The organism is Mariniluteicoccus endophyticus, assembly GCF_054780035.1.
Genome location: NZ_BAAGXC010000023.1, coordinates 1 through 14,859 on the forward strand (window position 1 = coordinate 1; position 14,859 = coordinate 14,859).

General features: G+C 67.8%; 10 protein-coding genes. 6 read left to right on the plus strand and 4 right to left on the minus strand.

Translation table 11 applies throughout. The annotated features are described in order from the left end of the window. Window positions 1-303: IS30 family transposase (locus tag ACYVGD_RS11770; protein ID WP_460743844.1), on the plus strand; the 303-nt coding region annotated here is incomplete at its 5' end. 133 nt (window positions 304-436) lie between these two features. Here ACYVGD_RS11770 and ACYVGD_RS11775 read toward each other — a convergent pair. Further along, window positions 437-1,198, minus strand: a complete 762-nt coding sequence (locus tag ACYVGD_RS11775) for a C40 family peptidase (RefSeq protein WP_460743846.1) — start codon at window positions 1,196-1,198, stop codon at window positions 437-439. Window positions 1,199-1,403: 205 nt separating this feature from the next. Between ACYVGD_RS11775 and ACYVGD_RS11780 the strand changes: the two genes are divergently transcribed. Beyond that, window positions 1,404-2,186 (plus strand): peptidoglycan-binding protein, encoded by a 783-nt coding sequence (locus ACYVGD_RS11780; RefSeq protein ID WP_460743848.1) that lies wholly within the window; start codon window positions 1,404-1,406, stop codon window positions 2,184-2,186. 76 nt (window positions 2,187-2,262) lie between these two features. Here the strand turns inward: ACYVGD_RS11780 and ACYVGD_RS11785 are convergent, their stop codons facing one another. Further along, on the minus strand, window positions 2,263-3,009 hold the full coding sequence (locus tag ACYVGD_RS11785; RefSeq protein WP_460743850.1) for a C40 family peptidase: 747 nt from the start codon (window positions 3,007-3,009) through the stop codon (window positions 2,263-2,265). 517 nt (window positions 3,010-3,526) lie between these two features. Between ACYVGD_RS11785 and rplJ the strand changes: the two genes are divergently transcribed. Together rplJ and rplL are read left to right on the plus strand one after the other, a co-directional pair. Then, on the plus strand, window positions 3,527-4,159 hold the full coding sequence (gene rplJ, locus ACYVGD_RS11790; protein WP_460743852.1) for a 50S ribosomal protein L10: 633 nt from the start codon (window positions 3,527-3,529) through the stop codon (window positions 4,157-4,159). 15 nt (window positions 4,160-4,174) lie between these two features. Next, window positions 4,175-4,573: a 50S ribosomal protein L7/L12 gene (rplL, locus tag ACYVGD_RS11795; protein WP_460743853.1), complete on the plus strand. Its 399-nt coding sequence runs from the start codon at window positions 4,175-4,177 to the stop codon at window positions 4,571-4,573. 160 nt (window positions 4,574-4,733) lie between these two features. Here rplL and ACYVGD_RS11800 read toward each other — a convergent pair whose 3' ends face one another. Together ACYVGD_RS11800 and mobA are read right to left on the minus strand one after the other, a co-directional pair. After that, window positions 4,734-6,161, minus strand: a complete 1,428-nt coding sequence (locus tag ACYVGD_RS11800; RefSeq protein ID WP_460743854.1) for a serine hydrolase domain-containing protein — start codon at window positions 6,159-6,161, stop codon at window positions 4,734-4,736. After that, window positions 6,158-6,748, minus strand: a complete 591-nt coding sequence (mobA, locus tag ACYVGD_RS11805; protein WP_460743855.1) for a molybdenum cofactor guanylyltransferase — start codon at window positions 6,746-6,748, stop codon at window positions 6,158-6,160. The genes ACYVGD_RS11800 and mobA overlap by 4 nt, the downstream gene beginning before the upstream one ends. Before the next feature lie 486 nt (window positions 6,749-7,234). On the opposite strand from mobA, the gene rpoB reads away from it, so the two are divergent. Continuing rightward, window positions 7,235-10,717 carry a DNA-directed RNA polymerase subunit beta gene (gene rpoB, locus ACYVGD_RS11810; protein WP_460743856.1) on the plus strand — a complete coding sequence of 1,161 codons (3,483 nt, stop codon included), beginning with the start codon at window positions 7,235-7,237 and terminating at the stop codon, window positions 10,715-10,717. A 102-nt stretch (window positions 10,718-10,819) separates the two neighbouring features. Beyond that, entirely contained in the window at window positions 10,820-14,671 is a 3,852-nt protein-coding gene (locus ACYVGD_RS11815) for a DNA-directed RNA polymerase subunit beta' (RefSeq protein ID WP_460743857.1), read from the plus strand. Window positions 14,672-14,859: the final 188 nt, after the last annotated feature.

Genomic DNA, 14,859 nt, shown 5'->3' on the forward strand with positions numbered 1-14,859 from the left:
CTGCCCAAGCACTTGCGCGGGTCGTTGACCTGGGACCAAGGAGCGGAGATGGCGTTGCACAAGTCGTCCGCGATGGCCACCGACATGGACGTGTACTTCTGTGACCCGCACAGTCCTTGGCAGCGCGGAAGCAACGAGAACACCAACGGGCTCCTGCGCCAGTACTTCCCCAAAGGCACCGATCTGAGCCTCCACAGCCCCGAAGACCTCGAGCTCGTCGCGCAACGGTTGAATGGCCGACCACGCAAAACGCTCGACTGGGCGAACCCAGCCGAGCGTTTGCGTGATCTACTACCGGCCTAGACCATCAGGTGTTGCGAGGACCGCAAGAATCCACCAGATCGCGGGGCCCTCTCGTCGTGCGGGAGTGGCCGTGCGTGGAACGACGGAGGGCCTCACGCGGTGCGTGCGGCCCTCCTGGATGCGGCTCGGCGGCTCACTTGAAGTAGCTGACGTAGTAGACGCCGCGGTTCTGGTGCCAGGAGCCGTCGAGCTTCTCCTTGCGGATGCCCAGGCTCGGGTTCACGGCATGGACCATGTAGCCGTCGCCCACGTACATGGCGACGTGGCCGCCGGAGTTGGAGACGATCAGGTCGCCGGGCTGCAGCGTGGCGCGGGAGACACGGCGAGGGGCCTGCTGGCCCTGGGCGCCGGCCGTACGCGGGGCGTTCGTGACACCGCCGGCCTTCATCGCGGCCAGCGTGAGGCCGGAGCAGTCGAAGCCACGGGGGCCGTTGCCGCCCCACACGTAGGGGCCGCCCACCTTGCTGTTGGCGAAGACGACGGCCTTCGCGCGGCTGCTCGAGACCGGAGGCGTCGTGGGCTTGACGGTCGGCTTCGTCGTGGGACGGGATCCGGCCGGAGCCTTCAGCGCCGCCCAGGTCTTCGGGCCGACGAATCCGTCGACGACCAAACCCTTATCGCCTTGGAACTTGCGGACGGCCTTGTTCGTGGCCGGGCCGAAGTAGCCGTCCTCGACGAGCACTTTCTGGCCGGCGTGAGCATTGATCAGGCACTGGACCGCCTTGACGTTGGACGAGTACCGTCCCTGGTTGAACTTCTGCGACAGCGTGGCTGTCGACGAGACGGTGCAGCCGTTGAACGTCGAGGCGGCGTTCGACACGCCGATACCGACTCCGGTCAACGCGACGGCGGTGGCGGCGACGGCACCGGCGACCTTGAGGCGCAGGGACGACATTGGTGGCTCCTAGTGCTCTTGAGCCGCGGCACCGCGCCGCGGACACCGTCAACGTAGGCCCGCACCAGGCGCCTCGACGACCTCGCCGGGGGTGGAATCTTCCTTCTCGGGAGGCCGGAAATTTCCATCCCGCTAGGGCTTTCACCGGTCGGTCAGTTGGCCCTAGCGTCGAGGTCCTCACCCACCGGGACCCAGAGGAGCCACCGTGAAGACCAAGATCGCCGCTCTCGTCCTGGCCGGAGCCACCGCCGTCACCGGCCTCGGCCTGACCACCATCCAGCAGTCCGACGCCGCCGTCGTGCAGGGCTGCACCGTCAACCAGACGCCCACCATCAGCAAGGGTCGCAACAACAACCCGCGTGAGGCCGTGAAGGCCGCCCAGTGCCTGCTCAACGCGAAGGCGTCCGCCAAGCTCGTCGTCGACGGCTCGTTCGGGACCAAGACCGACTCCGCAGTCCGCGCCTTCCAGCGCTCCAAAGGCCTCGTCGCCGATGGCATCGTCGGACCCAAGACGTGGGCTGCGCTGAAGGCGAACCCCACGACCCCGACCACTCCACCCGGCGACGTCTCCGCCGAGCGTCAGGCCGTCCTGCGCCGTGCGGCCACGTGGCTGACCGCCAAGAACGGCAAGCCGGTTCCCTATAGCCAGTCGCGCTACCACCAGGGTTACCGCACCGACTGTTCGGGGTTCGCCTCGATGGCGCTTCAGCTGGGCAAGCCGGGCTTGAACACCGTCGGTCTCGCGTCGTCCAGCGTCACCCACCGCATCAACATGTTGGACCTCAGGCCGGGCGACTTGGTGATCGACGCCAAGGGCTCGAACGTCACCCGCCACGTGGTGATCTTCGAGAAGTGGACCGACTCGAGCAAGACGGCCTACTGGGCGTACGAGCAGGCCGGCGACGGCGGCACGAAGCACCGCGTCCGCACCTACGGACTGAAGGCCGACGAATACGACGCGTACCGCCCGAACAAGCTGAAGGGCTGAGCCCGGGAATGCAGTAGGGGGCGGGACACCACAAGGTGTCCCGCCCCCTCAGGCATGTTCGAGGTCTGCGCGGAGATCAGGCGTAGCGCACGACCTTGTTGACCGGCATGGAGCCCACCGGAACGACCGAGACGGGCTTGCCCGGACGCGAGGAGTGGACGATCTTGCCGTCGCCGATGTAGAGGCCGACGTGCGAGGCGCCGGAGTAATAGACGACGATGTCGCCGGGCTGGGCCTGCGCCAGCGAGACCGTGCGGCCGCCCGAGGCCTGGGCCTGCGACGTGCGCGGGATCGAGATGCCGGCGGCGCGGTAGGCGGCCATGGTCAGGCCGGAGCAGTCGTAGGACGACGGACCGGTGGCCCCGTAGCCGTAGGGCTTGCCCTGCTGGGCGAGGGCGAACGAGACGGCCTTGCCTGCGACGCCGGACGCGGGGGCCGCTGCGGGAGCAGCGGCCGGGGCGGCAGCGCCACGGGAGGCGTTGGCCTTGCCGCCCTGGAGCGCGGTCCAGGTCAGGGTGGCGGCGGTGCCCGTCGCGGGCACGCCGTTGGCCTTCTGATAGCGGATGAGCGCCGAGCGCGTCATCGTCCCGAAGTAGCCGGTGGCCGGGACGGAGTAACCGGCCTTGGTCAGCGAACGCTGAAGGCGCTTGACGTCGCCGCTCCGCTTGCCCATCTTCAGGGTGGGCTGCGAGCCGGCCGCGCACTTGGCGACGGTCGAGCAGCTGGGCGCGGCCTCAGCGGTGCCAGCAGTGGCAACGGCGAAGGAGCCGGCCAGCGCCACGGTTGCGGCGGCGGCTGCGGAGTTCTTGAAGATCTTGCGCATGTCTGGGAATCCCCTTGGTTGACTCGTGGACCCCCGGACGGGGATCTCGTAGCTTTCGGACTTGCAGCCGGCTTCTCGCGACCGGCGACGGTGACGTTACGTCGCTGTGATCTGTTAAGTCAACTCTCAGGTTTCATATTCTTCTCACAGGTTGCCGTCCGGTAGGGCTGTCACCCCGGGGCGGCGTGAGAGGGGATGAGAGAGTCGTCTCGGGTCCAGCGCGGGACCACCTCGCATGCGGACCGAGTTCGCGTGCGGACGATTTGGTGCGCATGCGGTGGTCGCGTACAGTTGTCCGAGCCGAAGACCGCTGGTGGTCGGGAAACCGACCTCAAATCTCGTGCGAGAGCCCGCGCAGGTGTTGCGAAGTGACAGAGCGATGCTCTGCTGCCCCGTGCCTCCTGTGTGGTTTGTCGCAGGGAACGGCACCGGGGCTTTTCTGTTTCCCCTGCCCGACGGTCAGAGGTGAGCCACCCGCTCGGGTGGCGTACCAGGAGAAGTTGGGAAGGAGACCCGCATGGCGAGGCCGGACAAGGCAGCTGCGGTCGCCGAGCTGAAGGAGAAGTTCTCCAGCTCGCAGGCCGCCGTTCTGACCGAGTACCGCGGCCTTACCGTGGCTCAGCTCAAGGAATTGCGCCGGAGCCTCGGTCAGGACGCCACGTATGCCGTGACGAAGAACACTCTGACCCTGATCGCTGCGAAGGAGGCCGGGATCGATGGGCTGGACGACCAGCTCACCGGGCCGACCGCCATCGCATTCATCGACGGCGATGTCGCCGCCGTTGCGAAGGGTCTGAAGAACTTCAGCAAGGACAACCCGCTTCTGGTCATCAAGGGTGGCGTCATGGAGGGCAACGTCCTCGACGCCGAAGGGGTCAAGGCTCTGGCCGACCTCGAGTCCCGTGAGGTGCTACTGGCCAAGCTGGCCGGCGGCATGAAGGCGAACCTCAACAAGGCCGCCTACGTCTTCGCTGCTCCGGCCTCCAAGCTCGCGCGTGCCCTCGGCGCGCTCGAGAAGGCCGCGCAGGAGGATCCCTCGAAGATCGGTGGCGCTGGCGCCGCCTCCCAGAAGCAGGACGACAACACCGAGGCAGCGCCCGCTGCGGAGGACAACACCGAATCCGCAGCCGACGCGGCTGACGAGAAGTAAGAAAGGACGCCCAACATGGCGAAGCTCAGCAACGACGAGCTCCTTGAGGCCTTCAAGGAGATGACCCTGATCGAGCTCTCCGAGTTCGTGAAGCTGTTCGAGGAGACCTTCGACGTCACCGCCGCCGCCCCGGTCGCCGTGGCCGCCGCTGGCGCCCCGGCCGCTGCCGCTGGTGGCGACGACGCCGCTGCCGACGCCGGCTCGGACGAGGTCGACGTCATCCTCGAGTCCGCTGGTGACAAGAAGATCCAGGTCATCAAGGAGGTCCGTGGCCTCACGTCCCTCGGCCTGAAGGAAGCCAAGGAGCTCGTCGAGTCTGCTCCGAAGGCCATCCTCGAGAAGGTCAAGAAGGAAGACGCCGAGAAGGCCAAGGAGGCCCTCGAGGGCGCCGGCGCCACCGTTACCCTCAAGTGATCTGCGCGGCCGCGGCCGCATGAATCACCTCGCGAAGGCGGGTCCCCACACGGGGCCCGCCTTCGTCATTTCCGTGCCGGTTCGGGCGGTGAACAACCCTCGTGGCGGGTCGGGACATGTGCGTCGCGTACCCACGGCTCGGTCGATCAGACCGCCGGGTTCAGCGCCAGCCGGCGTACCCTCCGGGCAGTTCTACGTCGTCGGCGTACGGCGTGCGGGTGAAGCAGAAGCTCGCGATGTCGAGGTGGCTGATCGACCCGTCCGCGCGACGCACGACCTGTAGCGGCTCGCCGCGGTAGTAGCCGTCGAGGCCGACCCAGGAATCCGGACCCGTGCGCCGAAACGAGGCGCCCCGGCCCTGGCCGGGCTCGCCGAGCACGAACAGCTCGCCCTCCATGCGCCCGGACGAGACGCTTGGTCCCCAGTGCCAGGGCCCGGTCAACTCGAGGTCGTCGACCGACCCCGCGGCCGACCACGGCGTGGGCGCCACCGGCTCGGCGTCGAGCCGGTCGAGCACCTGGTCGACCAAGGGCTGCAGCACCGCGCTGGTGGAGTTGGTCAGCACGACGACGCCGTCACCGGTCCCGAGGTCGGTACGCAGGCCAGCGATGAAACCGGGCATCGACCCACCGTGCCCGGCGCTGCGGCGTCCCGCGTCGTTGAACAACTGCCAGCCGAGCCCGTGGGCCGCGGTCCACGGCTGGCCGGGCACGTCGGTCACCGCGAGCGGCTCCAGCATCTCGGCGAGCGTGCCTGCGGCCAGGAGGCCGCCCGTGTCGCCCCCGAGGAAGGCGGCCCACCGGGCGAGGTCGGAGACGGTGGTCCACAGCTGGCCGGCTGGCGCCATGGCACCCGCGTCGTGCTCCGGCTCGGCGAGCAGCACGTCGGCGAAGGGATGGACGGCCAGGCCGTGCGCGGCGCCCGCCTGCGGTCGCTCAGTCGTGCAGGTCATCCCCAGCGGCGTCAGGAGCTCGTCGAGGACCACGTCGAACCAACGCGCGTCGTGGACCTGCTCCAGGAGCCGCCCCAGCGCGGCGTACGCCACGTTGGAGTAGTGGTGGCCGCGCCCGGCGCGCAGGCGCGGTGTGACCTCGGTGGCGAGGGTCTCCCAGTCGACGCCCGGGGAGCGCTCCCACCAGGGAGCCGGCGTCTCGGCGCGCACGCCGCCGTTGTGGCTGAGCAGCTGGGCCACTGTCACGTCGCCGATGCCGGTCCCGGTCACGTGGTCGCCGAAGCGGTCGGAGAGGTCGAGGCGTCCGACGTCGCGAAGCCGCATGACACACACGGCGATGAAGGACTTGGTGATCGAGCCCATCCGGTACTGGGTCGTGGGGCCCGCCGGCGGCCCGTACGCGCGCCCGTCGACCGTGCCGACCGATCCCTGCCACGCGAGCAGACCGCCGCGTACGACGCCCGCCGAGACCGACGGGAGGCGTAGGTCGGCCTGGGTCCGGGCCAGGTCGAGGTCGAGCAGGTGACGGGTCTGGGTGGTCAGCACCCGCAGCACGTTAGTGGGTGAGGTGGCGTCGTGCGGGGTCGGAGCCGAGCGGGAACGCGTCGAGCCGGGTGAGGTCCTGGTCCGGGTCATGCGCCGTGGGGCACCTCGATCCCGTACGCGCGGGCGGCCTCGGGGTCGTCGACGTCGGCGGCGATGCGCTCCTCCATGTCGACCAGACACACATCCAGGCCGTCGACGAGCCGGCGTACGGACACGTCGCGGGTCTCGCCGAGACGCTCGATGGCGGCGACCAGCGACTCGCGCCGATACAGGGCGAGCAGGTTCTGGCGTACGCCCTCGTCGTCGAGCGCCGCGTACGCATCGTGGCTACCGGCATCGTCGGCCGCCTCGAGGAGGCGAGCCACGGCGGTGGGGGCCTCAGGGTAGTCGACGGCCAGCAGGAGGACCCAGGGCGCCGGGTCACCGAGGGAGGCGAGGTCCTCGAGGCCGCGGTCGATGCCGGCGACGGGGCCGCCGAAGGGCGGGTCCTCCAGGACGCGGCGCAGGTCGGCCGGGGCATCGGGCGCGACGACAACCGTGTGGGTCGCACGGGCGCAGGCGTCCACCGCCCGCTCCAGGAGCGTCTTGGCACCGTACGCCAGGGTCGCCTTGTCGGCGCCCATCCGTCGGGACCGTCCGCCGGCGAGGATTACTGCGTCGAATTGGGTGATCGGCACGCAGCGACGATAGCGTCCGACGGTCGCCCGCGTCCCCGATCGGACGAGCGATTTGACCGTTCCACCGTCGCGGTGAACTGCACGGGCTCTTGCTCGTCGTAGGTCTAGATCCATCGCAAGTGCTGGCGTCAGAGCGGCTTCACCCTGTTCCTGTTGGGCATCTCCCTGACGGTCCGGCGTTTCGCCACGCGCCCGGGCGCCCGTCGGCACGTGCCCGCGGGGGATTGGAGCCGTGGCGCGCCGGGCCGCGTACTTGCTGTTGGTCCCGGCCTAGGTATTCTTCTCGCGAGTGGTTGACGTCTGCGGGTCCGGTGCCCCGACTTGACCGCTCGGCTCTGCCATGCGCCCGGCGACTTTACAAGTGGTGCCCATCCGAGTATTGTGGGTGTTTGCCCACGCTCATTGTCGACCCTTCGCCCAGCATTGCTTGACAGGGGTCGTTCAGCATGCACAGAACGCCTGCGAGTTCTCGGAAGGACCAAACTGTTGGCCGCCTCGCGCAATGCCTCTAACCTCATCTCCCCTGCGGGTCGTATCTCGTTCGCGAAGATCCACGAGCCCATGGAGGTCCCCGACCTCCTCGATCTCCAGGTCGACTCGTTCGACTGGCTGATCGGCAACCAGACCTGGCAGGACCGCGTCGCTGCCGCGCTCGACGAGGGCCGCACGGACGTGAACACCAAGTCGGGTCTCGAGGAGATCTTCGAGGAGATCTCCCCGATCGAGGACTTCTCCGAGACGATGTCGCTGTCGTTCCGCGACCACCGCTTCGAGGATCCGAAGTTCAGCGTCGACGAGTGCAAGGACCGCGACGTGACATACGCGGCCCCCCTGTTCGTCACCGCCGAGTTCATGAACAACGACACCGGTGAGATCAAGTCCCAGACGGTCTTCATGGGTGACTTCCCCCTGATGACCGACAAGGGCACCTTCGTCATCAACGGCACCGAGCGCGTCGTCGTCTCCCAGCTGGTCCGCTCCCCGGGCGTCTACTTCGAGCAGACGCCCGACAAGACGTCCGACAAGGACATCTTCACCTGCAAGATCATCCCCTCCCGCGGTGCGTGGCTCGAGTTTGAGGTCGACAAGCGCGACATCGTCGGCGTTCGCCTCGACCGCAAGCGCAAGCAGAACGTCACCGTGCTGCTCAAGGCGCTGGGCTGGACCGACGAGCAGATCCTCGAGGAGTTCGGCGACTACGAGTCGATGCGCCTGACGCTCGAGAAGGACTCGACGACCGGCCAGGATGACGCCCTGCTCGACATCTACCGCAAGCTCCGCCCGGGCGAGCCGCCGACGCGTGAGGCCGCCCAGCAGCTGCTGGAGAACTACTACTTCAACCCCAAGCGCTACGACCTGGCCAAGGTCGGTCGCTACAAGATCAACAAGAAGTTGGGCCTGACCGAGGCGTTCGACCAGCAGGTGCTGACCGTCGACGACATCGTCGCCGCGATCCGCTTCGTCGTCGCCCTCCACGAGGGCAAGGAGACGCTGCCCAACCCGTCCGGCGGCGACGACATCATCGTCGAAGAGGACGACATCGACCACTTCGGCAACCGTCGCCTGCGTACTGTCGGTGAGCTCATCCAGAACCAGCTGCGCACCGGCCTGGGCCGCATGGAGCGCGTCGTTCGCGACCGCATGACGACTCAGGACATCGAGGCGATCACGCCCCAGACGCTGATCAACATCCGCCCGGTCGTCGCGGCGCTCAAGGAGTTCTTCGGAACCTCCCAGCTGTCGCAGTTCATGGACCAGAACAACCCGCTGGCGGGCCTGACCCACAAGCGCCGCCTGTCGGCGCTGGGCCCCGGCGGTCTGTCCCGTGACCGCGCCGGCATGGAGGTCCGTGACGTCCACCCGTCACACTACGGCCGCATGTGCCCCATCGAGACCCCTGAAGGCCCGAACATCGGCCTGATCGGCTCGCTGGCTTCGTTCGCCCGCGTCAACGCGTTCGGCTTCATCGAGACGCCCTACCGCCGCGTCGTCGACGGTGTCGTGACCGATCAGATCGACTACCTCACGGCCGACGAGGAGGACCGCTACGTGGTCGCCCAGGCCAACGCCATCCTGAACGAGGACGGTTCGTTCGCCGAGGAGCGCGTCCTGGTCCGCAAGCGTCACGGCGACGTCGACACGATCCCGCGCTCCGAGGTGCAATACATGGACGTCTCGCCGCGCCAGATGGTGTCGGTCGCGACGGCCCTGATCCCGTTCCTCGAGCACGACGATGCGTCGCGAGCACTCATGGGCGCGAACATGCAGCGCCAGGCCGTGCCGCTCATCCGCTCCGACCGACCGTTCGTCGGCACCGGCATGGAATACCGCGCTGCCGTAGACGGTGGCGAGGTCACCGTCGCCCAGAAGGGCGGCGTCGTGTCGTCCGTCTCGGCCGACCTCATTGAGATCGCCTGCGACGACGCGACCTACCAGACCTACCGCCTGCAGAAGTTCAAGCGCTCCAACGCCGGCACCTGCATCAACCAGCGCCCGCTGGTCGCCGCCGGTGACCGCGTGGAGCCGGGCACCCCGCTGGCCGACGGTCCCGCGACCGACAACGGCGAGATGGCCCTGGGCCGCAACCTGCTCGTCGCGTTCATGCCGTGGGAGGGCCACAACTACGAGGACGCGATCATCCTGTCGCAGCGCCTCGTCCAGGACGACGTCCTCACCTCGATCCACATCGAGGAGCACGAGGTCGACGCCCGTGACACCAAGCTGGGCGCCGAGGAGATCACCCGCGACATCCCCAACGTGTCCGAGGAGATGCTGGCCAACCTCGACGAGCGCGGCATCATCCGCATCGGCGCCGAGGTCGGGACGGGCGACATCCTGGTCGGCAAGGTCACGCCCAAGGGCGAGACCGAGCTCACCCCCGAGGAGCGCCTGCTGCGCGCGATCTTCGGCGAGAAGGCCCGCGAGGTCCGCGACACCTCGATGAAGGTGCCCCACGGCGAGTCCGGCACGGTCATCGGCGTACGCGTCTTCGACCGCGAGGAGGGCGACGAGCTCGCCCCCGGTGTCAACCAGTTGGTCCGCGTCTACGTGGCCCAGAAGCGCAAGATCTCCGACGGCGACAAGTTGGCCGGCCGCCACGGCAACAAGGGCGTCATCTCGAAGATCCTGCCGGTGGAGGACATGCCGTTCCTCGAGGACGGCACGCCGGTCGACGTCGTGCTTAACCCGCTCGGCGTGCCCTCGCGCATGAACATCGGCCAAGTCATGGAGCTCCACCTCGGGTGGATCGCCAAGACCGGTTGGGACGTCACCGAGGTCGACGAGCCCTGGGCCCACCGTCTCGTCGAGAACGGTCTGGGTATGGTCGAGGCCGACCAGCGTCTCGCGACGCCGGTGTTCGACGGCGCGACCGAGACCGAGCTCGGCGGCCTGCTCGAGCACGGCCTGCCGACCCGCGACGGCATGAAGCTCGTCGACGGCTCCGGCAAGGCGCGCCTGTTCGACGGCCGTTCCGGTGAGCCGTACCCCGAGCCGATCGGTGTGGGCTACATGTACATCCTCAAGCTCCACCACCTGGTCGACGACAAGATCCACGCCCGCTCGACCGGCCCGTACTCCATGATCACCCAGCAGCCGCTCGGAGGTAAGGCACAGTTCGGCGGCCAGCGCTTCGGCGAGATGGAGGTGTGGGCCCTCGAGGCCTACGGCGCCGCCTGGGCGCTCCAGGAACTGCTGACGATCAAGTCCGACGACGTCCAGGGCCGCGTGAAGGTCTACGAGGCCATCGTCAAGGGCGAGAACATCCCCGAGCCGGGCATCCCGGAGTCGTTCAAGGTTCTCGTCAAGGAGATGAAGTCGCTCTGCCTGAACGTCGAGGTGCTGTCGTCCGACGGCACGATCGTCGAGCTGCGCGAGAGCGACGAGGACAACTTCCGCGCGTCGGAGGAATTCGGCATCGACCTCTCCCGCCGTCCGGGCGAGGGCTTCGCCGGAGTCGAAGAAGTCTGAGCAGGTGCGCCGGGCGTACGCCACACGCGTACGCCGGGTGCCGCTCGGTCCTCACCACACCCTGAACTCACTGGCTGACGCCTGAAGGAAAGAGAAACCAACGTGCTCGACGTGAACTTCTTCGACGAACTGCGCATCGGACTTGCGACCGCGGACGAGATCCGCGAGTGGTCCCACGGCGAGGTCAAGAAGCCCGAGACGATCAACTACCGCACGCTCAAGCCGGAGCGTGACGGCCTGTTCTGCGAGAAGATCTTCGGCCCCACCCGCGACTGGGAGTGCTACTGCGGCAAATACAAGCGCGTGCGCTTCAAGGGCATCATCTGCGAGCGCTGTGGCGTCGAGGTGACCCGCTCCGGCGTCCGTCGCGAGCGCATGGGCCACATCGAGCTCGCCGCCCCCGTGACGCACATCTGGTACTTCAAGGGCGTCCCGTCGCGCCTGGGCTACCTGCTCGACATCGCCCCGAAGGACCTCGAGAAGGTCATCTACTTCGCGGCCTACATGATCACCTCGGTCGACGAGGAGGCTCGTCACCGCGATCTGCCGTCGCTGGAGGCCAAGGTCGAGGCCGAGCGTCAGCAGCGAGAGAAGCAGCGCGACGCCGACGTCGAGAACCGCGCCAAGAAGATGGAGGAGGACCTGGCCGCCCTCGAGGCCGAGGGTGCCAAGGCCGACGCCAAGAACAAGGTCAAGACCGCCGGCGAGAAGGAGCTCAAGCAGCTCCGCGACCGCGCCCAGCGAGAGCTCGACCGTCTCGACGCCGTCTGGTCGCGGTTCAAGTCGCTCAAGGTCCAGGACCTCGAGGGCGACGAGATCCTCTACCGCGCCATGAAGGAGCGCTTCGGGAAGTACTTCGAGGGCTCCATGGGCGCCGCGGCGATCCAGAAGCGCCTCGAGACGTTCGACCTGAAGGCCGAGGCCGAGTCGCTGCGCGACACGATCCGGAACGGCAAGGGCCAGCGCAAGACTCGAGCGCTCAAGCGCCTCAAGGTCGTCTCGGCGTTCCTGGCGACCAACAACTCGCCGGCCGGTATGGTCCTCGACTGCGTCCCCGTGATCCCGCCGGACCTGCGTCCGATGGTCCAGCTCGACGGTGGCCGCTTCGCGACCTCCGACCTCAACGACCTGTACCGCCGCGTCATCAACCGCAACAACCGCCTCAAGCGCCTGCTCGACCTCGGGGCCCCCGAGATCATCGTGAACAACGAGAAGCGCATGCTGCAGGAGGCCGTCGACTCGCTGTTCGACAACGGTCGTCGCGGTCGTCCCGTCACGGGCCCTGGCAACCGCCCTCTCAAGTCGATCTCCGACATGCTCAAGGGCAAGCAGGGCCGCTTCCGCCAGAACCTGCTCGGCAAGCGCGTCGACTACTCGGGCCGTTCGGTCATCGTCGTCGGCCCCCAGCTGAAGCTCCACCAGTGCGGCCTGCCGAAGGCCATGGCGCTCGAGCTGTTCAAGCCGTTCGTGATGAAGCGTCTCGACGACCTGAACCACGCCCAGAACATCAAGTCGGCCAAGCGCATGGTCGAGCGTCAGCGCCCGGTCGTGTGGGACGTCCTCGAAGAGGTCATCTCCGAGCACCCGGTGCTGCTCAACCGCGCACCCACGCTGCACCGCCTCGGCATCCAGGCCTTCGAGCCGCAGCTGATCGAGGGCAAGGCCATCCAGATCCACCCGCTCGTCTGCACGGCGTTCAACGCCGACTTCGACGGTGACCAGATGGCCGTCCACCTGCCGCTGTCCGCCGAGGCCCAGGCCGAGGCGCGCATCCTCATGCTGTCGACGAACAACATCCTCAAGCCGGCCGACGGTCGCCCCGTCACCATGCCGACCCAGGACATGATCATCGGCCACTACTTCCTGACCCAGCAGCGCGACGACCTGCCCGGTGCCGGTCGTGCGTTCGCCTCGATCGCCGAGGCGACCATGGCGTTCGACCGCAAGGAGCTCGGCATCGGTGCGCCGATCAGGCTCCGCCTGCGTGACATCGTTCCGCCGTCGGGTCATGAGCCGCGCGCCGACGGAACGATCATGCTCGAGACCACGCTCGGTCGGGCGCTGTTCAACGAGGCACTGCCCGCCGACTACCCGTTCGTCAACAACGAGGTCGGCAAGAAGCAGCTCGGTGTCATCATCAACGACCTCGCCGAGCGCTACCCGAAGGTCGAGGTGGCCCAGGCGCTCGACAACCTGAAGGAGCTCGGCTTCCGCTGGGCCACCCGTTCGGGCGTCACGGTCTCGCTGTCCGACGTCATGACGCCGTCCGACAAGCCCCAGATCCTCGAGGCGTACGAGACCCGTTCGGCCAAGATCGACAAGCAGTACGAGCGCGGCCTCATCACCGAGGACGAGCGTCGTCAGGAGCTGATCGAGATCTGGACCGACGCGACCGCGGTGCTCACCGACGCGATGGAGAAGAACTTCACGCGCACCAACCCCATCTTCATGATGGTCAACTCGGGTGCGCGAGGAAACATGACCCAGATGCGTCAGATCGCCGCCATGCGTGGCCTCGTGGCCAACCCGAAGGGCGAGATCATCCCGCGTCCGATCAAGTCCAACTTCCGTGAGGGCCTGACCGTTCTCGAGTACTTCATCTCGACCCACGGTGGCCGAAAGGGCCAGGCCGACACCGCTCTGCGCACGGCCGACTCGGGTTACCTGACCCGTCGTCTCGTCGACGTGTCGCAGGACGTCATCATCCGCGAGGAGGACTGCGGCACCGAGCGTGGCCTGAACAAGACCATCGCCGTTGACGTGAACGGCAAGCTCGTCGCCGACGAGAACGTCGAGACCGCGGTCTACGCGCGCACCCTGGCCACCGACATCACCGACGACAAGGGCGAGGTCCTCATCCCCGCCGGTGTTGACCTCGGTGACGTCAACATCGCGATGCTCATCAACTCGGGCATCACGAAGGTCAAGGTTCGCTCCGTCCTCACCTGCGAGGCCATGACCGGCACCTGCGCCATGTGCTACGGCCGCTCGCTGGCCACCGGCAAGCTCGTCGATGTCGGCGAGGCCGTCGGCATCGTCGCCGCCCAGTCGATTGGTGAGCCCGGCACCCAGCTCACGATGCGTACCTTCCACACCGGTGGTGTGGCCGGTGACGACATCACGCAGGGTCTTCCGCGTGTGGTCGAGCTCTTCGAGGCTCGCCAGCCCAAGGGCAAGGCCCCGATCGCCGAGGTCGCCGGCCGCATCCGCATCGACGAGGGCGAGCGCTCGCGCAAGGTCTTCCTGGTGCCCGACGACGGCTCCGAGGAGATGGAGGTCGTCATCGGCCGCCGTGCGCGCCTCGAGGTCGAGGACGGCGAGTCGGTCGGCGTGGGCCAGCAGCTCACCGCCGGTACGCCCGACCCGCAGGACGTGCTCCGCATCCTGGGTGTCCGCAAGGTGCAGGAGCACCTCGTGGCGGAGGTCCAGAAGGTGTACCGCACGCAGGGTGCCGCGATCCACGAGAAGCACATCGAGATCATCATCCGCCAGATGCTGCGCCGCATCACTGTCATCGAGTCCGGTGACACCACGATGCTGCCCGGCGACTGGGCCGACCGCACCGCGTACGAGGCGGAGAATCGCCGCGTCGTCGCCGAGGGTGGCCAGCCCGCCTCCGGCCGTCCGGTGTTGATGGGCATCACGAAGGCCTCGCTGGCCACCGAGTCGTGGCTCTCGGCCGCCTCCTTCCAGGAGACGACCAAGGTCCTCACCGATGCCGCGATCCACGGCAAGTCCGACTCGCTGGTCGGTCTGAAGGAGAACGTCATCCTCGGCAAGCTGATCCCCGCCGGCACCGGCCTCGACCGCTACCGCAACGTGCGCGTCGAGCCGACGGCGGACGCCAAGGCGGCGGCGTACTCGATGACCTACGACCCGTACGACTACGACTTCGGTCAGGGTTCGGGTGCGGCGGTCCCGCTCGAGGACTTCGACCTAGGCGACTTCCGGTAGTCCCATCCCGCGCGCAGGGTGCTGAGCTCCCTGCCGTCAGCGCAGGCGATGCAGCCCCGCGGCAGCCAGGACCCCTGGTCCTGCACCTGTCGCGGGGCTTCTCCGTTCCCTCCTGGCCCACACCAGGCCGAAAACTTCAAGACAGGCTGGCGACCGCCTGTCTTGGAGTGCCGTGGAGTTCCCGGCCG

Coding starts and splice junctions, on each gene's coding strand:
- rplJ (WP_460743852.1), top strand. CDS start 3,527: ATGGCGAGGCCGGACAAGGCAGCTGCGGTCGCCGAGCTGAAGGAGAAG.
- rplL (WP_460743853.1), top strand. CDS start 4,175: ATGGCGAAGCTCAGCAACGACGAGCTCCTTGAGGCCTTCAAGGAGATG.
- ACYVGD_RS11775 (WP_460743846.1), bottom strand. CDS start 1,198: ATGTCGTCCCTGCGCCTCAAGGTCGCCGGTGCCGTCGCCGCCACCGCC.
- ACYVGD_RS11785 (WP_460743850.1), bottom strand. CDS start 3,009: ATGCGCAAGATCTTCAAGAACTCCGCAGCCGCCGCCGCAACCGTGGCG.
- ACYVGD_RS11800 (WP_460743854.1), bottom strand. CDS start 6,161: ATGACCCGGACCAGGACCTCACCCGGCTCGACGCGTTCCCGCTCGGCT.